The organism is Blautia sp. JLR.GB0024 (assembly GCF_037000545.1).
GTDB lineage: Bacteria > Bacillota > Clostridia > Lachnospirales > Lachnospiraceae > Blautia > Blautia celeris.
Genome location: NZ_JBANBF010000007.1, coordinates 247,820 through 272,863, shown reverse-complemented (window position 1 = coordinate 272,863; position 25,044 = coordinate 247,820). Strand labels below are relative to the sequence as shown.

The window sequence follows — 25,044 nt, the reverse complement described above, 5'->3', positions numbered from 1 at the left end:
TAAACAAAAAGTCCTGTTGGGTGATAATCGTTTTATAGGACAGCAAAAGCTGCCGTACAGAAATAACCATCTGTACGGCAGCCCCTTAAAATACCAAATTATCCAAAACACGAAACTTTTTTATTTATCCAGTTCTTCCTTTTCGATCAGGGAGCCATCTCTCCAGATTCTCTCCAAATCATAGAAAAGGCGGTTTTCCTCATCAAAAATATGAATCACCACATCCCTGTAATCCATGAGAATCCAGTTTGCGTTCTGGTATCCCTCAATCTGTTTTGGCTCAATCTGCGCTCTTCCAAGAATTTCTTCCACATTATCCGCCATGGCCTGCACCTGATTCCGGTTGCTGCCGCTGGCAATAATAAAATAATCTGCCAAAGTGGAGACTTTCTCTATATTAATGATCTTTACTTCCAGCGCTTTTTTGTCTTCCAGTGCTTCACACGCCATCCGTGCAATTTCCTTGCTGTTCATATATTTGCCTCCTTCTGTGTTTTTCTGTTATAAATTTCTTCATAATAGATAAATGCTTCTTTTGTAGCCGGGTCCAGTGTCTTCGGATTGCTCCCTAGATAATCCAGGGTATCTTTCAGCACCTCATACATGCACGCATCTAGATCCTCAAAGGCCAGCCTGCGCACTTTATCCAGATTGGGTGCCTTATCCCTGCCCGGTTCAATATAATCTGCCAGATAGATGATCTTTTCAAGCTGTGTCATCTCCGGCCTGCCTGTGGTATGCCAGCGGATAGCAGACAGAATCTCCTTATCCTCTACCTCATACTTTTTTCTTGCTATATAAACTCCCAGTTTCGAGTGAAGAAGAAAGGGTGCCTTCTCTTCTATCTCAGATACCGGAATATTCTTTTTTTCACACAGCTTCAGCTTCTTCTCATTTGGTATGCATTTCGCACAGTCATGAAGCAGGCCTGCTGTCTGCGCCTTTTCCAAATCACAGCCATGGGCCATAGCCAATGCTGCTGCTGTGTACATAACCCCAAGAGTATGCACATACCGTTCTTCATCAAGATGCTTTTTCAGCTTTTTTGAAAAGGCTTTCAAATCATAGTTCATCCGTATCACATTCCTCGTAAATATGGTTCTCCCTGATATATGCAATGACATTGTCAGGCACATAATACTTTATAGTCCTCTGCCCTGCTATCCAGGAGCGGAGCATAGCCGATGAAATGTCTATGTTCAGGGAATTCAGTTTGCGGAAGGTTCCGCTGTATTTTTCCTCCAGGAAACGAATCGCCTCATCCAGCCGTTCCTGACTGGTATGATTCCGGGTCGCCGCCACCACAGTACACGCTCTGCATATTCTGCCCGGTTCTCTCCATTTGTCAAAATCAAAGAGAGAGTCAGCCCCCAGAATAAAGAAATAATCTGTATCCGGGTGCTCAGCCTTCAGACGTTCCAGCGTTCTGTAAGTGTAGGTGAATCCATCCTCATTCATCTCCTCCAAAGAGAGGGAGAAGTGCGGATTGGAAGCGATCGCCCTTCTCACCATTTCACTGCGCTGTTCATCCGTTGCCCGGTGAAGACGATTCCTCTTGTGGGGAGGATTTCCTGCAGGCATAAAAAGTACCTGGTCTAAGTCAAACTGCTCATAGGCTGTCTCGCCCAAAATCAGATGTCCAATATGGATGGGATCAAAAGTCCCGCCCATGATGCCCACTCGTTTTCTTTTCTCGCACATGACTGTTCCTCTTATCAGGATATCCTATTATGGAAGAAATATTTTCTTCTTTTCTTTTTTTCCTTCTTTATATAAAACAATTTTCTTGCCAATCACCTGTACCACCTGGGATTTAGTCCTCTCAGCCAGCATTTCTGCAATCTGCCTCGGATCATCCATGCAGTTCTGGAGAACATTTATCTTGATCAGTTCTCTGGCCTCCAGCGCCTCAGCGACAGACGCCGTGTTTTCCGGTGTCAGGCTGGATTTCCCAATCTGCAGGATGGGGTCCATGGTCATTGCAAGACCTTTTAAATACGCCCTCTGTTTACTTGTCATGTTATCTCCTATTTGTAATAATCAAAATCAAAGCCGTACATCCGTACAGTGTCGCCTTCTTCAATTCCCGCTGCTTCCAGGTCAGCCAGAATACCACTCTCCCTAAGGAACTTCTGGAAGAAAGAAAATCCTTTCTCTGAATCCAGATTGGTATATCCCAGCATCTTCTCAATCTTCGGCCCTTCTATATAGAACAAGTGCTCGTCCTCTTCATCCTGTTTTACGGTATACGGAAGATTCTCTGTGATCAGCACATCTTCCGGGAAGAATTCCTGTTCAAATATAACCGGTTCTTTGTCAATCTTGTCCAGAAGACTCTTCACATAATAGAGAAGTTCCTTCAGACCTTTTCCTGTAGCTGCGGATATGGAAAACACTCGGATTCCCTGAGGTTCAAACTCCTGTCTGATGCGTTCAACCGGATCTTCGTCCTCGCTGTAGATCATATCTGTCTTGTTGGCAGCGATCACCTGGGGACGCTCCATGAGTTTTGGATCATAAGCTTCCAGTTCTTTGTTGATTTTATAAATATCATCTATGGGATCTCTTCCCTCTGTGGACGCTGCATCCACCAGATGGATCAGTACGCGGGTCCTCTCAATATGACGCAGGAACTGATGGCCAAGTCCCACACCTTCTGATGCACCCTCGATCAGACCCGGAATATCCGCAATGACAAATCCGTCACAGCCTTCCAGATCTACAACTCCCAGATGAGGATTGATAGTTGTAAAGTGATAGTTGGCTATCTGCGGCCTGGCATTGCTCACTCTTGTCAGCAGGGTGGATTTTCCAACGTTTGGAAATCCGATAAGTCCCACATCTGCTATCACTTTCAGTTCCAGCATCACCTCAAGCTCCTGGGACGGCTGTCCCGGCTGGGCATATTTGGGCACCTGCATGGTAGCTGTGGCATAGTTCATGTTTCCTTTGCCGCCTCTTCCGCCTTTTAACACTACTTGTCTTTTGTTTTCTCCGGACATGTCAGCAATGACTTTTCCGGAAGCTGCTTCCTTGATCACGGTTCCTTCCGGAACTTTCAAAATAATATCTTTTCCGTCGGCGCCATGACATCTCTTCTTGCCGCCTTCCTGTCCGTTCTCTGCCGCGTATTTTCGTTTATGCCGATAATCGGTCAAGGCATTCAGACCTTTATCCACTTCAAAGATAACGTCTCCGCCTCTGCCGCCGTTGCCGCCGTCAGGACCGCCGTTTGGAACATAAAGTTCTCTTCGGAAGCTCACATGGCCGTCACCGCCTTTTCCGGAACGGATTGTGATTTTTGCTCTGTCTGCAAACATAAAAACCTCTGACTTTCTAAATCTGCCTTAGCAGATATATTGCTAAAAAAAGCGGCTTCAAACCAGAACGATTTGAAGCCTCCCTTAATTCATGACAATAGAAAACCTGCAAGCGCAGATTCCATTGTTACTCTGCTGTTACCGGTACTACAGAAACCTGTTTTTTGTCTCTGCCTTTTCTCTCAAAACGAACAACACCATCTACTAATGCAAATAAAGTGTCGTCGCCGCCGCGTCCTACATTCACACCCGGATGAATTTTTGTTCCGCGCTGTCTGTAAAGGATATTTCCGGCTTTTACAAACTGTCCGTCTGCTCTCTTTGCGCCCAGTCTTTTGGATTCGGAATCTCTACCGTTCTTGGTAGAACCCACACCTTTTTTATGAGCGAAAAACTGAAGGTCCATTCTTAACATGTCCTTACACCTCCTCGAATATGACATCAATATATTGTCTGTTTTCTTCTTCGTCTTCCATTCTCTGCAATCCGAGAATGAGGGAATTCAGCAACAATGCTGCTTCTTTGGAAGGTTTTGCCTCCAGCCTGAATACGATACCGCCATTTTCTCTGTCTACATCCACTTTAAAAGCATCTTCTGTAAACTCTTCAATGGAATTCACCGCATTGATGACAAGAGCGGAAATAGCTGCACAGATGATATCCTCACCCTGCTTAGCATACCCGGCATGTCCACTGGTGTCAAAGCCTGTCACAACACCGTCACTGTCCTGATAAAACGTAATGTACGTCATAATTAAGCGTTGATTTTTTCAATCTTAACTTTGGTGTACTGCTGTCTGTGACCGTTTTTCTTGTGGTATCCGGTTTTCGGTTTATATTTGTAAACGATAACCTTTTTTGCTTTACCGTTTTCAACTACAGACGCGGTTACAGTAGCGCTTGCTACGTCTTCACCAACTTTTAACCCATCATTGTTTACGGCAAGGACCTGGTCAAATGTAACAGTTTCTCCAGCTTCTGCTCCAAGTTTTTCTACTCTGATAACATCGCCTTCGGCTACTTTGTACTGTTTACCACCTGTTGCAATAATTGCGTACATATGGCACCTCCTATTATCATTACTCGCCAAATTATGGTGGCTGACTATTTCACAGCGCTTCAAACCTCTTTGTGCGGCATACTCGCTTATAATAGCACAAGAATATCTGTTCGTCAATATATTCTTGAAAATTTTGTAAGAATTTTGTACAAAAAAGCCATCACCAAAGGAGGTTTGTACCGAACCGTTACAGGTATTTCAGAAAAACGGTGAAATTTTCCACCGGACTCTGCCTTATCATCTCCCACAGGGAGTCATCAAAGAAAATCCCATACAAAAATAACACGCCGCCTATCATTGCCGGTATCACGGAACAGATGGTGAGAAATACGATCCAGAATGTCTGATGTTCTTTTGGAAAATAAGGCACTTTTCTTCCTTTTTCCCTTCGTATCAGATAACCCGCCGTATAAATGGCAAATGGTGCCACGCAGCCGATCGCCACATAGATTCCCAGTGCTGCCATGGGGATACCTGCTTCCATGAGGTATTCCGCACCTGCCGCTGCATCATTTTCAGTCTGTCCAAAAGTAAGAAGCGTCGGCAGAAAATTATTTGCGAAATGAAACAGTGCCGGATAAACCATATTCTCTGTTTTAAGCATCAGCCAGGACAAGGCTCCGCCCAGCAGCGCAGTTGGCACAAAGCGCCATACACTGCCATGAAACAGGCCGAAAAGGATTCCCATGACCAGCACGATCAGCCATTCGCGTTTCAGGCTTTTCAGGCTGTGCAGAATCACGCCTCTGTGCATTGCCTCCTCACAGACAGCAGGCATTACAGCCGTTATGAATACAGAAAGCAGCAGCGGCACACTGGCGATCATATCATTCAGAGCGCTGCCGGTACCGAACATCTGCCTTGGAAACAGCCATGCGATCACCATGGTAGCCGGCAGAACCAGGGCGTAGACTCCTGCCCACAAAAGCAGTGTCCCGAAGACTTTGCTCCATGCCGGTTTTCTGACCGGAAAGACCTCTGCAAGATTCGCACCGCAAAGCACCGTGATTCCCACGGACAGCAAAAGCAGGTACAGCTCCGTCATTGCCAGCCCGTACATACCGAACTTCATCTGCATCCAGGCAATAATTGTATAGTAGGAAGCCATAACCAGTACAAACAGGAGTATTCCGTGTACAGGCTTCAGTTTTTTCTTCTGCAGGTTTCCGAAATCATCGTATCCGTTTTCCATCTAACACCGCCTCACGTAATGTATCTCCCTGATACATTAATTTCAGGGAAAAGAAAGGATGGTCCTCATCTAAAAGCTTGAAGAATATCTTGTCCCCCTCCCAAAGGTTCAGATTCAGCACTTCTTTTTTCTGTACCCATTCCAGAGTGCCCTCATTGCAGGCACACAGAGTGCCTTCATATCCATCTGCTGTGTAGAGACACATATATTCTGTGTCCGGTTCCCCTGTCAGGGGTTTGAAAATAAAGGTGACAATGCCTCTGAATTTGTAGGAAGTAAGCGTCAGGCCCGTTTCCTCTTTTACTTCCCGTAAAAGACAGTCCTCCGGACTTTCATCCTCCTCAAAATGTCCGCCCACACCAATCCATTTGTCTTTATTTACATCAGACTCTTTTTTAATCCGGTGCAGCATCAGATAGCTGTCGCCTTTCTCAATATAACACAGCGTTGTAAGCATGGATTTTACTTTCATAACTATGATTACCTTACACTTTCCTGATATTCTTCCCGAAGCTCTTCTGCCAGGGATTTCCTTATTTTTTTGCGGGTCACTTCCACAATATTCAGTTTCGTAATGTCCACCACATTCCCCTTGACCGGGTCCTGATTCAGGTATCTCTGCAGGGCCTGCAGCAGCTCATCTTTATCTTTTTGCTCTTTCAGATTAATGAAATCTATTAAGATCATTCCGGACAGATTGCGGAGACGGAGCTGCCTTGCGATCTCTTTGGCTGCCTCCAGATTAATTTTCCGGAAGGTCTCCTGGGAATCCTTTTTACTGGTATATTTTCCGGTGTTCACATCAACGGAGACAAATGCCTCTGTCTGCTGGATCACTAAAAACGCCCCTGATTTCAGCCACACTTTTTCAGAAACCGCCTCTTTGAGTACTGATTCCAGTGAATATAAGCGTGACAGAGGCAGAAGCTTATCCTCATAGAAACGCAGCTTATCAGCCGGCATTCCATAGTATTCCAGATAGCGTGAAACCTGGTCACAAAGCTCTCTGTCGTCTGTGACGATCTCATCCAGGTCCTGTTCATACACATTCTGCAAAACCTGCAGGTATTCCGGCAGATTTTCATGTATCAGGGAAAAACAGGTTCTTGTCAGGGCTTTTTCTTTTACCTGATGCAGGCATTTCATCAGCCGTTCCAGCTCGGACTGCAGTTCTTCCTCCGATGCGTTTCTGCTGTTAGTGCGCACAATGATACCGGCATCATCCGGCAGAATGGGACTGAGTATTTCCTTCAGCCTCTTTTTCTCCTCTGCGTTTAATTTCCCCGAGAACCCCGGCACAGCCTTAAGAGCGGTCACAACCAGATATCTTCCCGAGAAATTCAGATCACAGGTCACACAGGGAAGCTTTCCCCTGATGGGCTCTCTGCACACCTGCACCAGGAGTTCATCACCCGGCTTCAGCTTACCGTTTTTTTTCCGGTTGGTATAGATAGGGACTGCCTTTTCGTCCATAGAGTAATAACACATGATGCCATCCGCTATTTCTATGAAGGCCGCACGTATATTTTCAGCGATATTTTTTACTTTTCCCACATAAATATTGCCCAAAATATTCTTATGTTCAAACCGGCACAAGTCAAGCTGGCAGACACGCCCGTCCTGCACAAGGGCCGCCGCCAGCCGTTTTCTGCCGGAAATATCCATAGGCGTCAGAATCAGCTTACTCAATTTCCTCACCTAAATTTTCCAGCGGCACGAGATGCCGCTCCTCCTCTGTGCCGTTGTCGGCATAAAGTTCGCTTCTATGCACCATAAAGGCCCATTCATCGTAAGGCACACCTAAAAATGCACAGAAAGCTTCCATTACAAGCTCAGGCTTGGTGTTGTTGGAACTTCCCGCCGCCAGAGTCAGGTAAATGCTCCCCTCATTTTCTTCCATATGATATATAAAGGGGCGGATGTCCACTTCCTTTTCACTTTTCTTTGTCTTTTTCAAGATTGTGATGGATGGCTGGGCCGTAAATTTCGCAATTTTCTTCTTCCAGTCCTCTGACGGCTCTTTTCCCTCCCGAAAGGTGAGTACATAGTCAGCAGCAGCCACAAGAGACATGGCCTTTCCCGCCTTGCCTTCTTCTACCTGGCGGATGCTTAAAATGCGCATTCCCTCCACCATGGCATCATTCAGCCTTTTTACCATTTCTTCTGATGAAGAGGCACTCTTAAGCTCTAAATCAAAGTATTCACCTGTGCTGGTTATCCCCACACCCAGAGGTGAGGCAAAGGACATGATCATGTGAGGACTGTATCCTTCTGAAAATGCCGCATCCAGTCCTGCGCGTTTTACAGCTTTCTGGAAATACCGCATGATATCCAGATGACCGATAAATTTCATGGCCCCTTCTTTTGCAAATTTCACTCTAACCTTCAATGCAGACACCTCCTTTATAAGAAGCTGCTCCGCAGCCGGAACATTTTACCCGGCAGTTTGGTGTCACAACTCCCTCTTTTGCTCTCTCCCATTCTTTTAGAAGGAATTTTTTTGCCACCCCCGCGTGAATAAAGTCCCAGGGGAACAATTCATCAGCCGGACGCTCACGAAGCGTATAAAATTCCGGATCAATGCCCAGTTCTTCAAAGGCCTTCATCCAGATATCATAACGGAAATATTCGGACCATGCATCAAAAACAGCCCCGTTTTTGTAGGCCAGCTCCAGAACATCACAGATACGTCTGTCACCCCTTGCCAAAATCCCTTCCAGCACCGTGACATCTGCCTCATGGTAATTGTATTTGATACTCTTCTGGTTTAGCTGCGCACGGATCTCATCTTTCACAACTTTTGCTTTTGCCAGATACTCCTCTTTGCGGCACATGGAAGCCCACTGGAAAGGGGTAAACGGTTTCGGCACGAAAAAGGACGTACTGGCTACGATTTGGCATCTGCCCCGGCGCTGTTCTTTTGGTATTTCATAATATTTCTTGGCGACTTCTTCAGCAAGATGGGCAATGCCTTTCATATCCTCCTCTGTCTCCGTGGGGAGTCCCAGCATAAAATACAGCTTCACTCTGGTCCAGCCTCCCGCAAATGCTTCTGCCGCACCGTTTAAGATAACTTCCTCTGTCAGTCCTTTATTGATCACATCGCGCATACGCTGTGTTCCCGCCTCCGGGGCAAAAGTCAGACTGCTCTTCTTGATATCCTGAACCTTGCTCATAACATCCAGAGAAAAGGCGTCAATACGCAGGGAAGGAAGGGAGATGTTCACATTTCTTGCGGAACACTCCTGAATCAGATAATCTATCAATTCCGGCAGTTTGGAATAATCGCTGGAGCTTAGGGAACTCAGGGAAATTTCTTCATGCCCGGTACTTTCAAGCATAGCCTGGGCCGTCTTTTTCAGGAATTCCACATCGCGCTCCCTGGTCGGTCTGTAAATCATCCCTGCCTGGCAGAAACGACATCCCCGGATACATCCCCTCTGGATTTCCAGGGTAACACGGTCCTGTGTGGCCTTGATAAACGGCACCACCGGCTTTTCCGGATAACAGACATCTGAGAGGTTCATGACAACCTGTTTTTCAATTATCTCTTTGGCATGCGGATTATTGGGGGTAAAGGACGCAAGTGTCCCATCCTCATGGTACGACGCGTCATAAAATGCCGGAACATAAATACCCGGTATTTCGGCAGCGCGTTCTAAAAATTCTTTTTTGCTTTTTCCAACTTTTTTATATTCCTTATAGATGTCCAGAAATTCATCAAAAACCGTTTCGCCCTCACCGATATAGAACACATCAAAGAACTCGGCCAGCGGTTCCGGGTTATAGGTACAAGGACCTCCGCCTATGACGATGGGGTATTCTTCCCCTCTGTCTTTCGCGCGAAGGGGCATATGGCTCAGATCCAGAATCTGCAGAATGTTCGTATAACACATCTCGTACTGGATGGTTATACCGAGAAAATCAAAGTCTTTTATGGGATCCTGGGATTCCAGCGCAAATAACGGAATCTGCTTTTTGCGCATAACCGCGTCTAAATCCGGCCATGGAGAGTAGACACGTTCACACCATACATCCTCTCTTTTATTAAACATATCATATAATATCTGTATTCCCAGATGGGACATTCCGATTTCATACACATCCGGGAAGCACATGGCAAAACGTATGTCCACCTCATCTTTGTTCTTATTTACCGAGTTTACCTCATTACCAATGTAGCGGGCGGGTTTCTCGATTTTTAGTAATATTTCATCACTTAAAGCTAATTTTCTCATTATATCTCCTTGATATTTTTTTAAAATATACACAATATCAAACTATTCCTTCAGCCCACATCTCAACACAGGCCGACACAATTATAGCTCCATGCAGTATACTGTCCATATGAATGCTGCCTCACAAACACAATTTATATCACTGTGATGCATACTTGTTCAATTATACGCAGTTTGAGGAAGAACTTCAAGTAAAATTTGGTCTGTGCAGGCAAAACACCGGAATCATCAACAATCCGCAGGGAGATTACTTACCGGTGATTCCTCCCCCAAAGGGGGCACATTTTTTTTCGGAAATTGTCCTTTCAGATAACGGTAAAATGCCATCATATTCTCTGTCAGCACTTTATTATTTTTCTTAACAAAATTCACATCCCAGGTAAATCTGGCATCAGGGAACTTCTCATACCGAAGCCTGGCATCATCCGACCGAATCGTATGGCCCGGAACCACAAACAGAAGATTATTGTGCTGGGCAATCTCTTTCAGCGAATTAAAATCACTGGACGCAATCACTATCTCCGGCTCAAAGCCCGCATTCCTGCAGGCAGTGTCAAAATTATGGCGGATATGAAACTGCGTGCTGAACATGGCATATCTCTGCCCTTTCAAATTCTCCATGGTAATCTTTTCTTTTTCATACAATTCATGGGTACACGGAATACACAGATACACGCCCTCCTGAAACAACAGCTCCGATGAAAGCCTCTCCCTGTCCACCACTCCCGTCGTGATACAAAAATCATATTCATCCTTCTTCGCAAGACTTTCCAGATAGTAATCCGTATGGTCTGAATACTCGATCTTCACATGGGGATGCAGCCTTTCAAAATCCCCTATCAGCCGGTAAGGCAGCGAAGAAACCACCCCGAATGCCATACCCAGATAAATCGTTTCCTGCGGCATATCCTCAATCTGCGTGATATGGGAGCACACATAATTCTTCCTCTCCAGAATAATACGGCACTCATTCAGAAAATACGTCCCAAACCTTGTCGGCGACACACCGTTAATATCCCGGTTCAGAAGCACACAACCAAGCTCCTCCTCCACTTCCCGGATGGTCTTTGATATCCCCTGCTGCGAAATATGATACGCCGCAGATGTCTTATTAATGCTCTTATATTCACATACCGCTACGAATAACTCCATTTGCCTGAATGTCATGTCCTAATCTCCTGTCTAAATCAGAAAGAATGCCTCTAACGCTCTGCCGGAAAAGATATTGAGGCTCCCTTTACCACTACAACCTTTTCCTTGTAATAGTACAATGCTTTTTCTTCTTTTTCAATCGCGGAATTTGTTATATATTTAACTTATCAAACAAACGTAAACGAAACTAAGGAGGTTTCTCAATGAAAAACAAGTATTATCCGCATCTTGCCAGCCCAATCACCATCAACAACCTGACATTCAAGAACAGAATCCTGGGCGCTCCCATGTCTAATCCCGAATTAGACTCTGACTGTAATATGCGCAAGGAAGAAATCGCATTTCACGAGAACCGTGCCCGCGGCGGCCTGGCAGGCGTTGCCATCGGTCTTGGCATCGTGGATGCCATCGGACGTTCCCACACGAAGGAAGTCAAGCTCTACGATGTTATGTCGCTTCCCTCCCTGAAGGAAGCTGCTAACGCCATGCACCGCCATAACTGCAATGCCGTTATGGAACTTGCCCACGGCGGCAAATTCGCCAATGCCCGGGGCCATGGAAGCGCAGAAGGTGTCAATATCGGCCCCAACGACGAGATCAACGGAGAAGGACATCCGGTCCGCAGCATGACGGAAGAAGACATCTACAGAGTTGCCGACTGCTTTGGTCAGGCTGCCAAACTGGTAAAGGAAGCCGGATTCGATATGGTACTGATTCACGGCGGACACGGCTGGCTCCTTGGACAGTTCAGCTCCCCGGCTATGAACCACAGAACAGACAGATGGGGCGGCAGCCTGGAAAACCGTATGCGTTTTTCTCTTCTTGTCATTGAAAAAGTAAGGGAAGCCGTAGGTCCTGATTTCCCCATCGAATTCCGTATGAGCGGTGCCGAGTTTACCAAAGGCGGATACGGTATCGAAGAGGGAATCGAGATGGCAAAAGCCATAGACGGCAAAGTTGACATTATCCATGTATCCGCCGGCGTTCACGAAGACCCGGAAGTATTTGTGCGTACACATCCGTCCATGTTCATTGAGCACGGCTGCAACGTATATCTGGCCGCAGAGATCAAGAAGCACGTCAAGACACCGGTGGCTACCCTGGGCGGCCTCAACGACCCGGATATGATGGAGGAAATCATCGCCACAGGCAAAGCGGATATCATAGAGATTGCCCGTCAGTCCATCTGTGACCCCTACTTCCCGGAAAAAGCATTTTCCGGCAACAAAGACGACATCACCCGCTGCTGCCGCTGCTTCACCTGCTTCTACAACTACCTGACAAACAGAACCTTCTGCTGCGCTTTCAATCCGGTTGTCGGCAATGAGCTGGAACACAAACATGCCTTTCCGCCTACAACACCGAAGAAAGTCATCGTAGTGGGCGGCGGCCCCGGCGGTATGGAAGCAGCCATCACAGCCGCAGGACGGGGACATTCTGTCACTCTTTACGAGAAAAACAGCCGTCTCGGAGGACAGCTTCTCTCCGAGCAGTACATACCATTTAAACAGGATATGTATAATTTTGTCAAAGTACTGGAAGGCCGCCTTGCCAAATCAGGTGTGGATGTCCGCCTGAACACAGAGCTGACCGCAGAGCAGGCAGCCGCAGAAAATGCTGACGTTATCATCACTGCCATCGGTGCCAAACCCATTGTTCCGCCGATTCCGGGAATTGACAATGAAAAAGTTGTGGGGCTTACCGCTCTTCATCAGCCGGAACCGGCCCTTGGACAGAAGGTTGTCATCCTCGGCGGAGGACTTGTCGGTTCCGAATGCGCCATTTACCTGGACGGACTCGGCAAAGACGTAACGATCGTAGAAATGAAAGAGGACTGGGCAGCAGATTCCTATTTCATGCACAAAAATGCCATGAAGATTTATATGCGCGACAGCAACATCAAGATCCATGTGAATACCACTGCAAAGGCAATCACTGACAAAGGCCTTGTATGCCAGACTCCTGAGGGCGAGCTTGTTATCCCCGCAGATAATATCCTGCTGGCAGCCGGAATGAAAGCTGACCGCAAAGCTGCCGAAAGCTTTTACAATGCAGCACCGCGTGTATTTGAAACAGGTGACTGTATCAAGGCAGGACGTGTTGTGGAAGCTGTCACTACGGGTTATTACCGGGCAATTGATATTTAAAGACTCGATTTATGACTTAACTACTCCATATTGGAACATGAAAGGATTAACATTATGGAAAAAGGCAGCAACCGAAGGGTGAAAACCGCCATTTACCTGTGTGCCATCCTGATGATGGGGGCTATCGCTGTGGCAAGCAATATTGCAAGTATTGCCGCAGCCTTCCCCGAGGCAGGCCAGACAAAAGTTGTCGCATATCTGATTTCCGCGCCCTGTCTGGTGGTTATACTGGTCACATTGGTTACAGGAAAACTGATGGATTTTGTCCCGAAAAAGACATTGATGATTGCAGGCGTTCTCTTCTGGCTTGTGGGGGGAGTTCTGCCTTACTTTATGGACAGTCTGGGGCTGATCCTTGTCATGCGCCTTATCTTCGGCGTAGGCGTGGGAATCGTCCAGTCCCTCTGTCCGGCACTGGTTATTGAGAATTTTGAAGACCCGGCCGAGAGGGCGAAAGTCATGGGGAATATGACCGCATTCCAGATGCTCGGTGCGATCTTCTTTTCATTGGTATCAGGCAACCTGGGCAGAATCAGCTGGAATATTGCGTTTTTAGTTCATCTCATCGCAATGGTATCCCTGATAGCCGCTGTCACCTGTATCCCCTACAAGCAGCCGGTTAAGACAAGTTCTTCCGGTGAAAAGGGAAAATTTCGGCCTACCGCTATGATGTGGGTATGGTGCGCGGCGTTCTTTGTCTATATGTCCGGTGCACAGACATATGCCAACTTTGCGTCCTCCCTCATCACGGAACAAGGTCTGGGTGACACGGTGGCAGCCGGTTATTCACTGGCATGTTTCGCCCTTGGCGGATTTGTTATGGGATTTATTTTCGGCAAAATTGCAGATATATTCAAGAAACTTACGCTTACCGTTGGCTGTGTGGTACTGTCATTATCCTTCCTGATCATGACATTTGCCGCTAACCTTCCCATGTCCTATCTGGGCGCGTTTATCTGCGGACTTGCCTTCTCCATCTGTATGCCGTGCATCTTAAACGGCGCAGGCGGAGCGGTTCCACAGGCTTCTTCCGGTATGGCAGTTTCCATTGCCACCTGCATGCAGAATGCAGGTATGACCGTGTGCCCGTACCTGGTGACAGCCGGCGGCGCAGCCTTTGCAGCTTCCGGGAAACTATCCGGAACACAGGGAGCCATGCTGTTCTCTATTATTATATTACTTGTACTGGCAGTGGCATTTACGGTGATTGGATTCGCCGGAAATAAGAAAACAATATAAAGTATAAAACAAGAATGGATCTTACACCAACTGCCGGAATCTTTCCTGGTCCGGCAGTTATTAACGAAAATTCTAACTCTTAATCCCGAAAAGCCGGGCTTTGTATTACGCGGTCCGTTTACAATTCTTCAATGAAATGATTTTCATACATATCCCAATATTTTTATATACAAAATCCTCATTGCCGTTAAAATTTAATTGGTACATTCTAAATATTACGGGAATATTTTTGGACTGCCACTGTTCTTCATACGAATAACAATATTTCATGCCTACTTTTTGCATAACCTTTCCGCTTCTCAGATTTTTCCTGTCATGAGTTGTCGTGATATAGGGAAGACCATCTTTTTTTACCTGCTCAACAACAGCTTTCGCCGCCTCTGACACAATTCCCTGATGCCAAAATTCCTTTCGGAGTCCATAACCAAAGTCGTGATGTTCTTCCATATCAACTTTAATATAACCGATCGGAAGGTTATCACTTTTAAGGCAAATGGCGTATGCGTATGCTTGTGGTAATTCATATTTTGCTGCGTATCTTTCATCGTAAAATTTTTTAGTTTCCTCAAGACTTTCATTTATAATTTCTTTCAGCGTATGTTGTGCGTTTTCGGCAGTTTCCCGGTGAATATATCCCCTTCGATATTGCATATCTCTTTCACAAAAATCTTCAAACCATCAGCCAGCATTATGGTATCCTCATACTCGTCTATCTTCTTTATATTCCCGGTTACCGTAATATAGGAGCCGCCGCTCTTTTTTTCGTCCGGCTTAAAATAAGTCACGGTTATCTGTGGTTGTCTGGGAAGCAGTATCTGTAACATTGCCATTTTTTCGTCCAAAACAGCCTTTGCATCCTCATCCAGCTCCATTCTTTCTTCTGTCCGTCTTGCCGTCTCCCAAATAGCGGCTTCATGTCCGCTGAGAGCTGCAAACGGAGCAAATTGCGCTGCCCTGTCATGTATCGGCATCTGAGGATGGTGGGATGAGATATGATGCGGCAGACTGATAATATCGTCATAAGCATGTGAATTTCTATTTAACATCATTTATCTCCCTTCTATGCCTTATGGCCGCCAATCTGCTTATTGCGTTCTACCGCTGTCGCTCCTTCTTCCAGGTTCATGCCTTTCAGAATTGCATTTTTCCCGTATTTCTTTTTAATACTCAGCAGCGCCTGCTGCATTTTCTTTTCCCGCTGAAGCTCCGCTTCTTCCTCTTCCTTCTTTTTTTTCAGTGCCTCATAATCAGTGAATAGGTCAAGCTGCTCATATTCTTCCTCTCCCATTTCTGCTGTTCCTTCTGCAGCCAAACGATTTGCAGAAATATACATTCTTCTTACTAACAGATTTCTGTCAACAATTCTGTCATACAGCTCAGTAACCGCATTCAGGAGCAGCTTTGCAGAAGACGTCTTTTTCTTTAGATTTATTGTGCCATGGGCATGTTTTGGAGCCTTCCGGCCATAGCGGTCTGCAGAAATTTCACCCTTATACATCTTTTTAATGTCAGGGTCTTTCAGATTCTCTATATCATAGGAAACAGTCAGCACAAGCTGGTCTGTCACAAGCTCTTTGTCAACCAGGTCAAGTGCCAGCTGGTCCGTCATCTCACGAACGACAAGCCTTGCCTTTTGAAATGCATATGGACACGGCAGCACCTGGCCGGAACCGATACTTTTTTCAGCCGGTTTATAATTTTTAATATCAGCGATCGTGCAGGGTTCCCATCCCCAGGCATGGTCGATCAATAATTCCGCATTAACTCCAAACAGCTTATACAGCAACTCTTCATTATGGTATTCATTTGGTTTTCCCATGGAGCAGCGCGCGATATCTCCCATGGTATACAGTCCATTTTGTTCCAGTTTTTTTGCATAACCCTTTCCGACTCTCCAAAAGTCTGTCAACGGCTGATGGTCCCAAAGTATTTTTCTGTAAGACATTTCATTCAGGCTTGCAATACGGACCCTTTCTTTGTCCGGGGGGATGTGCTTGGCAACAATATCCATGGCAACTTTCGCCAGATACATATTGGTTCCGATTCCCGCCGTTGCCGTTATACCGGTATTTTTAAGCACATCCTGCATGATACTTTTTGCAAGTTTACGGGGTGAAACGGCATATGTGCTCAAATAATTTGTAACATCCATAAAAACCTCATCAATCGAATAGACATGGATGTCCTCGGGGGCAATATATTTTAAATAAATATCATAAATACGTGTACTGTATTCCAGGTAGCAGGACATTCTCGGCGGAGCAATGATATAGTCCGCTGAAAGTTCCGGTGACGCATCTAATTCATTCGCATCATATGAGGAACCTGTGAAGGTGTGCCCGGGCGATGCACTTAAACGTCGGGCATTAACCTTTCGCATGGTCTGCACTACTTCAAATAATCTTGGCCGTCCGTGAATCCCATAGTTTTTTAGGGATGGTGACACAGCAAGGCATATGGTCTTTTCCGTGCGGCCTGCATCCGCTACAACAAGATTTGTGGTCAATGGGTCAAGCTGTCTTTCGCGGCATTCCACCGAAGCGTAAAAGGACTTAAGATCTATAGCTATATAAGTACGATTACCGGTCACATAAAATTCCTCCTTCATTTTCTGCCTCAGTGTTTCCATACTGATTACACAATGTATAAGGCATATCTGAATAGTTTTTTATATTATATAGCATAGTATATTTATTCACTTAAATCAAGGCTTTGTCGAATATATGTTCTCTCTTTATTAAAATACACGCATGGTTTTAACTCGGTTCACAGACCCATGACTCGTAAGCTTTCACACTGTCCCTCAGACGTTTCATTCCATCTTCCACCTGCTGCCTTGGACATGCCAGATTCATACGCAGGAAGCCACTCCCGTTCCGGTAATCGTTTCCGTCTGACAGGTATAAGCCGCTGTGGCTGCGGATAAAACGACAGAGTTCCCATGAATCTCCAGTTATAGACCTGCAGTCAATCCAGAGCAGATATGTTGCCCTGGCGGGAACGGCGGATACACCTTTAATCTCATTTTTTATGTACCCCTCTGCATACCTCCTGTTCTCCCACAGATATTCTCTCAGGGCATCCAGCCATTCACCGCCCCTGCCAAATGCCGCGATCGGGGCTATGGCTGCAAATACATTAGGCTCTGCCACTTCATCAGTATTCAGTCCTCGAACAACTTTATGCCTCAGATTGTCATTCGGAACAATCACAGCAGCCGTCTGAATCCCCGCCAGATTAAATGCCTTTGTAGGGGATACGCATGTGATGCTGTTATCCCGGCAGTTCTCCGATACAGAGGCAAACGATGTATAGTCATAACCAGGCTCTGTAATATCGCAGTGTATCTCATCCGATAAAACCGTCACGTGATATTTGACACATAAGTCCCCGATTCTCTGAAGTGTTTCTCTGTCCCAGATTTTTCCTACCGGATTATGGGGATTGCAAAAGAGCAGAAGGGTCGTCTGGGTATCCTGGAGTTTTTCTTCCAAATCTGTAAAATCAATCTGATAGGCATCTCCATCATATTTCAGTCGATTCTCCAGTACATTCCTGCCATTATTCACGATGGAATGAAAGAATATGTTATATACCGGAGTCATTACTATCACATTCTCCCCGACAGTCGTAATCTTACGGACAATACTGGATATAGCGGGTACGACACCGGTACAAAAAACCAGCCACTCTCTTCTGATTTCAAACTGATGCCGGTTTTTCCACCAATTCTTGTAAGCCTCGTACCACTCATCTGTCACTATCGTATATCCGAATACTCCCTGTCCGGCTCTTTCCATCATACTTGCCGTTATTTCCGGCGCTGTCTGAAAATCCATGTCAGCCACCCACATGGGAAGTTCATTTTCATTCACATCCCATTTCATGGATCCTGTATTTCTGCGGTCTATCTTTTCATCAAATAGAAATTTCATTTCTTCTCCTCCTGTTCCCCTGTCTCAAACATGACTTCTACGGTTCCGCTTGCCAGGGTGTCTGCAAAATTTCCTGCATCTTCGATATGGCCGATCCTGGTATAGCTGTAAGATGTGCTGAAGTCCTCAAAAAAAGACAAGGCAGTCAGAGCCAAAGAGCATAATGTCTCCTGTATGGATACTGCCAAACTCATATCCTCAGTGAAGAAAACTCCGAACCAGCACCACTGCCCCAAAAAGGATCAGGATCGTTCCAAATATCCGGTTCATGGCTGACAGATGATTGTTCCCGGCTTTTTTCTTTAATAAGGTAACCACACCGGAAAGCGTTCCCCACCAAATATAAGTTCCGATAAACACACCGCAAACCAATCCGATTCCATCCGCAGGTTCCATCCGTCCATCAATACCAAACCAGGAAAACGCAAACAGAAACGTAAGGATGGCTGCCGGGTTTGTGATTCCCACTGCAAAGGAAGCCGCGAACATCCGGAAACCTCCGGCGTTGTCCGGCATATCCTGGGATCCTGCGTTTATTTTCGTGAACATGCTGATGCCTATGCCCAGAATCAAACAGCTTCCGATCATGTTCATAACACTTTCATGCTGAAGCAGAAAAAATGCCCATCTGTTCCTTCCTCTCCATTCCTGTCTGTTCATCTGCCGGATTTTTTTTGCTAAACCGCCATCTTCTCCGAATCTTGGTCCATTATGCAGGTAATGACTGTTTTATCCGGATCTACTTTATCTTTTTCAATGATCAATTCCTTAATGTAATCCGCCCGGATGCTTCCTCCCGACGGATTCATGACGCTGTCAATCTTCCCGTTAATTTCTGCATCCACAGTAGAATACTCGAATGCAAGGGTGGTATTCAGCAGTCTACAGTTTTTCATGACAAGATTGTCGATATAGCACATTCCCTGCAGACTTTCTACCGTACAGTTGATCAGAGTCAGGTTCCTGGCATTCCAGCCCAGATATTCCCCTGAAATAAAGGAATCATATACAGTCACGTTTTCGCTGTTCCAGAAAGCATCTTTTGAAAGCAGTCTGGCATTATGGATTTCCATATTTTTAACCCCGTCAAAGGAATAATTACCAACTAACTGAAAATCCCGAAGCTTCATATTCCGGCTGTTCATGGCAAAGTAGTCACCCCTGGCTGTTACCTGCTCCATAATAACATCTTCACAGTTCCACAGAGTTTCTGCTGCATTGGGAAAATTCACATTTTGAAGGGTCACGCCATGACATCGTCGGAAATTCTTCGGTGCCTCAATAACTGCATTCTTTACCGTGATATTGTCTGTATACCAAACACCAGCGCGGCCCATCTCAAACCATGTACAGTCCTCAGCGGTAATATTCTTACAGTACCATAAGGGATACTTCCACTTGAACATGCTGCCGTAAAGTTCAATATCATGACTTTCCTTCAGCGGTGACTCCCCATCTGCAAATATGGTGTCGTATATTTTTAAATTCTCACCATTAAAAAGTGCACGTTCCCCTGTTAGATACTCCTGTCTGATTTCTTTCATTTCCTGTCTCTCCTTTTATTTTGAAATATTATCATTTTGTTTTTCTTCTACCGCGGCCACAAAGTCATCCGTTGCATCAAATGTCCCTATCCTGGTATATTCTCCCGTAATTTCAGCGTCCCGGTAAAACAATACAATACGGTTAGGGTCCGAGTAATAGACTTCCCCGGCCTTTTCCGATGTCACGGTTTCCGAATCGGAAGGGATATCCTATTCCTTATAAACTGAAATTGTAATGGTACCATTCAGTTTATCAATATCCTCTTTACCGGAGAGAATAGTTCCAAGCTCATACAGGCTGCTGTTCGGGTCACAGGGAGCATAGAACATCACTACATCTCCCCACGGTTCGTAGTAGGACAAAGATCCGGTTTCACCACCGCTTAACGGGGTACCCGATGTATCCAGCTTCTGCGGAGGATAAAAAGTCATTTCATTGCTGCTGAAAGGCTTCACTTCCATTGTCAGCGGCAGCTGTGCATACAATGCTTTGGCAGCCTGACTGTTGTTCAGTTTATAAATCATTTCATAATTCGCTGATTTTACAGATATTTTCATAGTATTGTTCTCCTCTTTGTCTGTTGGTCCGCTTTCATTCTGTTCCGTCTGCTGTATATCATTTTTTTCAACTGCTTTATGATTTTCCGGATTGTCCTGCTGTGCCGGATCCGCGGATGTGTTATACGGGATTCCCGTGCTGTTTGAATTCCCGCATCCGGTCATCCCAAGCAGCAGGAATATTACAGCGATTAAAATTATCATTCTTTTCATATCCATCCTCCTGATTCCGGCAGAGCAGACCTTTTCCGGGCATTTATAGTGGTGTACGGAATCGGCTCTGTGCTCTGCCTTGGCCGCCCGGTCAATACAAAAGGGGCGGAACCTGAGCTTCATCACGAAAATGCCAATTTTATAGAAATGTCCCATTGCAGACCTGCAGCACCTGTCCCCGGACTGCTTTTCCCATTTTGCTCGCAAGATATAAACAGGCATACGCCTGATCCATAGGGTCGCATTCCGGTCCCGGAAAATACACATAATGTCCGCTGTATTCCAGCATTTTTGCTCCGCCCGGCTGCTCACCAGCCCTGTTTGCCAGATGCGCCGGCGTAACCGTTGCCCCCGGAGCCACCGCATTGCATCTGATATTGGTATCTACCAGCCTCATGGCAACATTTTTTGTCAGGGTATTGAGTGCCCCTTTTGTGGACGTATTCCTTCTACTACCTGATCCAGTTTTTCTCTTCCTCTGGCAGTGAGCACAACACTGGCGCCTTCTTCGGCAAACAGTTCCGCCATAGACTGCCCCATTCCATAACTTGCCCCGGTAATCATTGCCACTTTTCCATCTAACATTTTTGCTTCCATAATATTCAAAGCTCCTTTTTTAATCTGCTGAATTCCTGTTTACAAGCTTCTTCCAAACGCTCTTAATTCGTCCAACTTCTCTTCGGATTTATTCTGCTTGTCAAATGCCGTAAAGATTCCCATATTTTCCAGATTCAGATAATCCAGAAATGAATTCTCATATTCATAGACTGCTCCGTCATAAACCTTGTCGCTGCCGGAGCTTAAAATCAGCGCCGCTTTTTTCAGGTTCTTTGGTTTATCTAAGGCATAGATGCGGTTAATGGCGCATTGCAGCTGTCCGGTAAAGCTGTGGTAATAAACAGGGGATGCCAGTACGATCATTTCAGCTTCTGATAAAAGGGGATAGATCTCCTGCATATCATCCTTCTGTATACAGACTCCGTTTCCTTTTGTATGGCAGTATTCACATGCCAGACATCCGGATATATGTTTGCTGCAGACCGGGATAACTGTGATATTGTGATGTTTCTCTGCCGCTCCTTCTAAGAAAGCCGAGACCAATGCGGCAGTATTCCCATTCTTTCTGGGGCTGCCGTTCAACACTAAGATATTCATAAATGCCCTTCTTTCTACTCACTCTATAAGCTGTTTATTTTTTCAGCTGGTAAACAAGGTAATCCAGACAGGAGATATGTTCTTCCTCTTTATGTACCTTGCTTAGAAGCTGCTTTCTGTGTTTTTCCAGTAAAAACAGCTGTTCACTCAAATTTTCCGAGTCATAGCATTTCATGAAATATTCAATCATATCTATACTGCATCCCGCATCTTTGAGATTTTGAACAACTGTTTCTCTGGTCTCAAGATTTATCATTCTACTATCGTCACCTTCTCTCTGATCTTTCAGGCAATATACGGCAACTTCTGTTCTCCATATCAGTATAATCTGTAAATAATAAAATAGCCAATACTTATATTATATTGATTGTTATAGTTAAAACCTATACTATTTTGTGTTAATGTATTATAAATCTAATTGTAAAGGAAATTTCCAGATGGAATTACGGATACTTCATGATTTTCTGGAGATAGCAAGAAAATAGAGTATTGTAAGGACAGCTGCATCGCTTCCTCTCCCAGCCAGCACTTTCAATACTTTCGACATAAATTAAAAATATGGAGGAGGAATTTGGCAAGCAGTTTCTGATATGGAGAACAAACGATTCACGAAAGGTCACTCTGACAGAAGAAGGAATGACCTTGTGCAAACAAGCAGATGAGATATTGAAGAAATATTAGAATTGGTCAAAAAGGCAGCAATTGAGATCACATTTTCATTCTTTTTCTGCATGGCAATAGCATGCAACACTATTCCTATATTAACTGCTGAAGTTTTTCCCGAATGTTGTCAGTTCCTTTTATACCTATCATAGGAACAGATATGTTCTCTTCCGAAAGCCGCTTAACAATTTTTTCTACAAATAACCCCATTCCATTGATTTCTGCATTATAGTCTGATGTTGTGTCTACACCACAATTTGGAGATCGGTTTGCCCCAATCATGCCGATAACTTCAAATCCGTATTTTTTATACTCCACAATTTGTTGTACTACAAGATCTGCCAGCCCTGCCAGTTTTATATTCAAGCTGTCATCTTTCATTGCTGAACGTATTCTTGTATTCTCTACCACTACCGGACTATCTGCTCCGTAGATATTTCCCCTGTCAAGTCCTAAACAGCAAAACTCCGGACAAGGCATTTGGACGATACCAACATCAGAATTTAAGAAAAAATCAATAACCTCTTTAAATGCTGCCGGATATACCGCCGTTCCATCGGAAATAGAATTTTGGTTTAAAAGGCAATGTGCAATAAAAACAACTTTTTTACTTCTCTTATCATGGAACATATTTTATCCTCACACTTTCAAATATTCAACCGGTTAACCTGAAAATCACTTCTATAGCTTCATGGCTCATACTTCTATTCCGCTGTAGGAGATACGCTTTCTATCAGAGATAGTTCTCTATCCTGCATTGCTCTACAACGCGTTTTCCCAACAATGTGATGGCCTGTCCGGGGCAGCGGTTGATGCAGCGATAGCACATTGTGCATTGATTACCCGACTTAGCTCTGCCATCCACCAGAGTAATGTTTTTCATGGGACACACTGCCGCGCATAGTCCGCAGCCGGTACATTTATGAGTATTTATTTTCAATTGATTTGTATAGTGCTTTGTCCGGTTATAAAAGTAAAGCCGTTGTCCAAATAGGCCTGCCAGATGATAAAAGGGTCCGATGCCCTCCTGAGGCGGAGTTCCATTTTTTGTTTTGTATGCGGCTTCAGCGGCCTTTTTTCCCGCATCTGCAACAAGATGCCTGTTTTTCTCAATTGAACGTTTGAGTGCTTTTTCGTCGCTGATACTGTCCGGCATTTTCAAATGCAGCCCACCAGTGATCACAGCACCGTGCTGATGTAACATACGTGCCAGCAAGCCGGCTCCGTCACCGCTGAACAGGCCCATTGTTGCAATGACAAAAACCCGCTTGTTCTTCCACAGCTGATGATGCTGATCCACAAAATCTTTCACGATTTTCGGAAGATTACTGAACTGTACGGGATAACTGAATACGAGATCCTCATGTTCTCTGATTTTTATGAGCAGTTCTTCATTTTCAATACTGAACGCCTCTGCTCCCGAATCATATTCCTGTAGAAACTTCTCAATACAATATTTCGAGTTTCCCGTTCCGCTAAAATATATTCCAATCATCTATTGCCCCTTTCACAATTTACCCCTTTTCGCTACACCTTATGTTCTATAATGCCGACAGCTCAAATGAACTTCCACATTTTCCTCATTGCTTTCCATCCTTCCCGAATTCCCGCTTTTATATCATGGTTTTCTATAAAGATCATAGCGGCTGTTTTCGGAATCAAACAATGTGAACCCACACGAAACTGTTATTGGCAGTGTTCCAAAATCTTCTTCGCTGCTGTCTTCGCATTTATAAGTCTGCTATGCACCTGTTCTCACGGATATTTAACTTTCTGATATTTTAGAAGGATCATCCAAATAAAACTCAATGTATCCGCAGGACGGGCATACTGCACAATGTACCTTACCCAGAGTTTCTTTAAAAATACCGGGCTTTGTTATTTTCAGTCCATATGCCGCGCCTTCCACTTTTACATCAAAATTCTCTTTTAGTTCAACCTCACATCTAATACATTTTCTCATCCTGCTGCCTCCACGATTTTCCTGTTCTGCAAGTTAATATTGTCTGACAATGCCTCCGTTTACTTTTCGACTGAAAGAAACGGGGGAAAGGTATCGGAACTCCGGCTGCGCTGCATTGTTTCTGTGTGCACATCAAAACATCTGCCATTGTATTCATAGTGCAGTTTTCCGTCTTCATTATAAAAACGATGTTCCGCTTGAAACGCCACAGGTTTGAAGCGCTCACCTTGTATGGGTTGATCCCGATACAGCACCTGATCTTCTGATAATTTCAGCACATTATCTTCAAGACGGACATCATAAATCCCACTTACCACAGCCTCTGCCGCCACACTTTTTCCTGAAGCTGAAACAAACCGAAAAAATCCGGTCACAGCATTCGTGCTCTTCCGTTCTGCCAATTCAAATCGGAACAAGGATACCGCACTAAAATCCTTTCGCAGTTCCTCCCGTTGGCCATCCTCTCCCATAAGCCATATTTTCTCATTTGATATGATAAACATATCCAACTGAAATCCACTTTGAGAATATTTCAGATTAGAAAAAGATATTTGATCCGAGTATACACCCTGCAGCGCACCGTTTTCCAATTTGTAAATCAGTTCCTCTGTAAACAGCGTTCTGCCATTCACATTCGCCTCAATAAAGTTAATAATTTCTTTCAT

The 25,044-nt window shown here is 45.0% G+C and carries 33 protein-coding genes; 2 read left to right on the top strand and 31 right to left on the bottom strand.

All coding sequences use genetic code 11. The features are described 5' to 3' along the window. Positions 1-120: 120 nt before the first annotated feature. From rsfS to V8Q34_RS17395, 14 genes are all read right to left on the bottom strand, one after another. A complete protein-coding gene (gene rsfS, locus V8Q34_RS17460; RefSeq protein WP_054353217.1) occupies positions 121-474 on the bottom strand; it encodes a ribosome silencing factor in 354 nt (117 codons plus the stop codon). Then, entirely contained in the window at positions 471-1,073 is a 603-nt protein-coding gene (gene yqeK / locus V8Q34_RS17455) for a bis(5'-nucleosyl)-tetraphosphatase (symmetrical) YqeK (protein WP_103732668.1), read from the bottom strand. The genes rsfS and yqeK overlap by 4 nt, the downstream gene beginning before the upstream one ends. Continuing rightward, positions 1,063-1,701 carry a nicotinate-nucleotide adenylyltransferase gene (nadD, locus tag V8Q34_RS17450; RefSeq protein WP_256129853.1) on the bottom strand — a complete coding sequence of 213 codons (639 nt, stop codon included), beginning with the start codon at positions 1,699-1,701 and terminating at the stop codon, positions 1,063-1,065. Before nadD ends, yqeK begins: the two co-directional genes overlap by 11 nt. A gap of 27 nt (positions 1,702-1,728) precedes the next feature. Next, on the bottom strand, positions 1,729-2,019 hold the full coding sequence (gene yhbY, locus V8Q34_RS17445) for a ribosome assembly RNA-binding protein YhbY (protein ID WP_033139573.1): 291 nt from the start codon (positions 2,017-2,019) through the stop codon (positions 1,729-1,731). An 8-nt stretch (positions 2,020-2,027) separates the two neighbouring features. Next, the gene (obgE, locus tag V8Q34_RS17440; protein ID WP_103732820.1) at positions 2,028-3,320 is read right to left on the bottom strand and encodes a GTPase ObgE; all 1,293 of its coding nucleotides are present in this window, start codon (positions 3,318-3,320) and stop codon (positions 2,028-2,030) included. A gap of 127 nt (positions 3,321-3,447) precedes the next feature. Continuing rightward, a complete protein-coding gene (rpmA, locus tag V8Q34_RS17435; RefSeq protein ID WP_018598162.1) occupies positions 3,448-3,735 on the bottom strand; it encodes a 50S ribosomal protein L27 in 288 nt (95 codons plus the stop codon). A gap of 4 nt (positions 3,736-3,739) precedes the next feature. Beyond that, a complete protein-coding gene (locus V8Q34_RS17430) occupies positions 3,740-4,072 on the bottom strand; it encodes a ribosomal-processing cysteine protease Prp (RefSeq protein WP_033139571.1) in 333 nt (110 codons plus the stop codon). 2 nt (positions 4,073-4,074) lie between these two features. Then, complete coding sequence (gene rplU, locus V8Q34_RS17425) at positions 4,075-4,380, bottom strand: 50S ribosomal protein L21 (RefSeq protein ID WP_033139570.1); 306 nt, start codon at positions 4,378-4,380, stop codon at positions 4,075-4,077. Positions 4,381-4,567: 187 nt separating this feature from the next. Further along, on the bottom strand, positions 4,568-5,572 hold the full coding sequence (locus V8Q34_RS17420) for a CPBP family intramembrane glutamic endopeptidase (RefSeq protein WP_335835981.1): 1,005 nt from the start codon (positions 5,570-5,572) through the stop codon (positions 4,568-4,570). Next, entirely contained in the window at positions 5,553-6,044 is a 492-nt protein-coding gene (locus V8Q34_RS17415; RefSeq protein ID WP_033139568.1) for an NUDIX hydrolase, read from the bottom strand. Before V8Q34_RS17415 ends, V8Q34_RS17420 begins: the two co-directional genes overlap by 20 nt. 8 nt (positions 6,045-6,052) lie before the next feature. Further along, complete coding sequence (locus V8Q34_RS17410) at positions 6,053-7,270, bottom strand: ribonuclease E/G (protein WP_033139567.1); 1,218 nt, start codon at positions 7,268-7,270, stop codon at positions 6,053-6,055. After that, a complete protein-coding gene (locus V8Q34_RS17405) occupies positions 7,254-7,961 on the bottom strand; it encodes a TIGR03936 family radical SAM-associated protein (RefSeq protein WP_335835980.1) in 708 nt (235 codons plus the stop codon). The genes V8Q34_RS17410 and V8Q34_RS17405 overlap by 17 nt, the downstream gene beginning before the upstream one ends. Next, positions 7,951-9,810, bottom strand: a complete 1,860-nt coding sequence (locus tag V8Q34_RS17400) for a TIGR03960 family B12-binding radical SAM protein (RefSeq protein WP_033139565.1) — start codon at positions 9,808-9,810, stop codon at positions 7,951-7,953. The genes V8Q34_RS17405 and V8Q34_RS17400 overlap by 11 nt, the downstream gene beginning before the upstream one ends. Positions 9,811-10,038: 228 nt before the next feature. Further along, positions 10,039-10,977, bottom strand: a complete 939-nt coding sequence (locus tag V8Q34_RS17395; protein ID WP_335835979.1) for a LysR family transcriptional regulator — start codon at positions 10,975-10,977, stop codon at positions 10,039-10,041. Between the two features lie 188 nt (positions 10,978-11,165). On the opposite strand from V8Q34_RS17395, the gene V8Q34_RS17390 reads away from it, so the two are divergent. Further along, positions 11,166-13,109 (top strand): oxidoreductase, encoded by a 1,944-nt coding sequence (locus tag V8Q34_RS17390; protein ID WP_335835978.1) that lies wholly within the window; start codon positions 11,166-11,168, stop codon positions 13,107-13,109. 54 nt (positions 13,110-13,163) lie between these two features. Further along, positions 13,164-14,348, top strand: a complete 1,185-nt coding sequence (locus V8Q34_RS17385; RefSeq protein ID WP_148393663.1) for an MFS transporter — start codon at positions 13,164-13,166, stop codon at positions 14,346-14,348. 105 nt (positions 14,349-14,453) lie between these two features. On the opposite strand, the gene V8Q34_RS17380 is transcribed toward V8Q34_RS17385, so the two are convergent. The 17 genes from V8Q34_RS17380 to V8Q34_RS17300 form a co-directional block, all read right to left on the bottom strand. Next, positions 14,454-14,999: a GNAT family N-acetyltransferase gene (locus tag V8Q34_RS17380; RefSeq protein ID WP_335835977.1), complete on the bottom strand. Its 546-nt coding sequence runs from the start codon at positions 14,997-14,999 to the stop codon at positions 14,454-14,456. After that, positions 14,939-15,397 (bottom strand): hypothetical protein, encoded by a 459-nt coding sequence (locus tag V8Q34_RS17375; RefSeq protein ID WP_331526056.1) that lies wholly within the window; start codon positions 15,395-15,397, stop codon positions 14,939-14,941. Before V8Q34_RS17375 ends, V8Q34_RS17380 begins: the two co-directional genes overlap by 61 nt. An 11-nt stretch (positions 15,398-15,408) precedes the next feature. Next, the gene (locus V8Q34_RS17370; RefSeq protein ID WP_244806647.1) at positions 15,409-16,956 is read right to left on the bottom strand and encodes a Y-family DNA polymerase; all 1,548 of its coding nucleotides are present in this window, start codon (positions 16,954-16,956) and stop codon (positions 15,409-15,411) included. Between the two features lie 148 nt (positions 16,957-17,104). Then, a complete protein-coding gene (locus tag V8Q34_RS17365; protein ID WP_335835976.1) occupies positions 17,105-18,283 on the bottom strand; it encodes a MalY/PatB family protein in 1,179 nt (392 codons plus the stop codon). Next, positions 18,280-18,471, bottom strand: coding sequence for a cyclophilin-like fold protein (locus V8Q34_RS17360; protein ID WP_187370686.1), 192 nt, complete (start codon positions 18,469-18,471; stop codon positions 18,280-18,282). Before V8Q34_RS17360 ends, V8Q34_RS17365 begins: the two co-directional genes overlap by 4 nt. Positions 18,472-18,481: 10 nt before the next feature. Next, positions 18,482-18,943, bottom strand: a complete 462-nt coding sequence (locus V8Q34_RS17355; protein ID WP_335835975.1) for a LysE family translocator — start codon at positions 18,941-18,943, stop codon at positions 18,482-18,484. Between the two features lie 17 nt (positions 18,944-18,960). After that, positions 18,961-19,827, bottom strand: a complete 867-nt coding sequence (locus tag V8Q34_RS17350) for a DUF3737 family protein (protein ID WP_335835974.1) — start codon at positions 19,825-19,827, stop codon at positions 18,961-18,963. 15 nt (positions 19,828-19,842) lie between these two features. Beyond that, a complete protein-coding gene (locus tag V8Q34_RS17345; protein ID WP_158587358.1) occupies positions 19,843-20,034 on the bottom strand; it encodes a cyclophilin-like fold protein in 192 nt (63 codons plus the stop codon). 3 nt (positions 20,035-20,037) lie between these two features. Next, positions 20,038-20,598, bottom strand: a complete 561-nt coding sequence (locus V8Q34_RS17340; protein WP_335835973.1) for a cyclophilin-like fold protein — start codon at positions 20,596-20,598, stop codon at positions 20,038-20,040. Positions 20,599-20,737: 139 nt separating this feature from the next. Next, a complete protein-coding gene (locus tag V8Q34_RS17335) occupies positions 20,738-20,995 on the bottom strand; it encodes an SDR family oxidoreductase (RefSeq protein WP_335835972.1) in 258 nt (85 codons plus the stop codon). A gap of 14 nt (positions 20,996-21,009) precedes the next feature. Next, entirely contained in the window at positions 21,010-21,195 is a 186-nt protein-coding gene (locus tag V8Q34_RS17330) for an SDR family NAD(P)-dependent oxidoreductase (protein WP_033139557.1), read from the bottom strand. A 39-nt stretch (positions 21,196-21,234) separates the two neighbouring features. Continuing rightward, positions 21,235-21,753 (bottom strand): flavodoxin family protein, encoded by a 519-nt coding sequence (locus tag V8Q34_RS17325; RefSeq protein ID WP_033139556.1) that lies wholly within the window; start codon positions 21,751-21,753, stop codon positions 21,235-21,237. Between the two features lie 34 nt (positions 21,754-21,787). Beyond that, on the bottom strand, positions 21,788-22,009 hold the full coding sequence (locus tag V8Q34_RS17320; protein ID WP_033139555.1) for a hypothetical protein: 222 nt from the start codon (positions 22,007-22,009) through the stop codon (positions 21,788-21,790). A 500-nt stretch (positions 22,010-22,509) separates the two neighbouring features. Further along, complete coding sequence (locus V8Q34_RS17315) at positions 22,510-23,046, bottom strand: CD3072 family TudS-related putative desulfidase (protein WP_335835971.1); 537 nt, start codon at positions 23,044-23,046, stop codon at positions 22,510-22,512. A 103-nt stretch (positions 23,047-23,149) separates the two neighbouring features. After that, the gene (locus V8Q34_RS17310; protein ID WP_335835970.1) at positions 23,150-23,911 is read right to left on the bottom strand and encodes an EFR1 family ferrodoxin; all 762 of its coding nucleotides are present in this window, start codon (positions 23,909-23,911) and stop codon (positions 23,150-23,152) included. A gap of 270 nt (positions 23,912-24,181) precedes the next feature. Further along, complete coding sequence (locus V8Q34_RS17305; protein ID WP_033139552.1) at positions 24,182-24,379, bottom strand: hypothetical protein; 198 nt, start codon at positions 24,377-24,379, stop codon at positions 24,182-24,184. Positions 24,380-24,438: 59 nt separating this feature from the next. Continuing rightward, entirely contained in the window at positions 24,439-25,044 is a 606-nt protein-coding gene (locus tag V8Q34_RS17300) for a hypothetical protein (RefSeq protein ID WP_033139551.1), read from the bottom strand.